We start from the raw sequence: 472 nt of genomic DNA, 5'->3' as shown, positions 1-472 counted from the left end.
AGCATACAAGAAAAAGGCCACGGGCGGACAGAAACACGCTTTGCTTTAGTTGAACACGATACTTCTTTACTTGGTGATATTGCTTTTGATTGGAAAAACATTCAAACACTTGGTGTGGTTGTTTCGGTGAGACAAGAGGGCAATAGGCCAGCAGAACGAATGACTATTCGACAATATATTAGTTCTGCAAAATTGACGGCTAAAGAGTTATTAGAAAAATCACGAGCGCACTGGAGTATCGAAGTTCAAATGCATTGGCGTTTAGATGTTGGTTTTAATGAAGATAGTTGTCGTATAAGGCGGGAGCAAGCAGGAGAAAATTTAGCATTGGTTCGCCACGCAGCTCTTAACCTTCTTACTGAGGAAAAATCGTTTAAAGCAGGGATCAAACGAAAACAGAAAAAGGCAAATCGTAATAACGATTATCTTTCAAAGGTCCTTATAGGACAAAGGGCTTCGTAATCTTGCCCTG

The 472-nt window shown here is 40.5% G+C and carries 1 protein-coding gene; it reads left to right on the top strand.

Features of this window, described 5'->3' with window-relative positions:
• On the top strand, positions 1-462 hold a 462-nt coding region (locus R3X26_RS18930), incomplete at its 5' end, for an ISAs1 family transposase (protein WP_317718864.1).
• Between the last annotated feature and the right edge of the window lie 10 nt (positions 463-472).

Origin of the sequence: Vibrio sp. TH_r3 (assembly GCF_033101115.1) — a bacterium.
Taxonomy (GTDB): Bacteria; Pseudomonadota; Gammaproteobacteria; order Enterobacterales; family Vibrionaceae; genus Vibrio.
The sequence above is the reverse complement of the archived record's forward strand: the minus strand, read 5'-3'. Positions and strand labels throughout refer to the sequence as shown.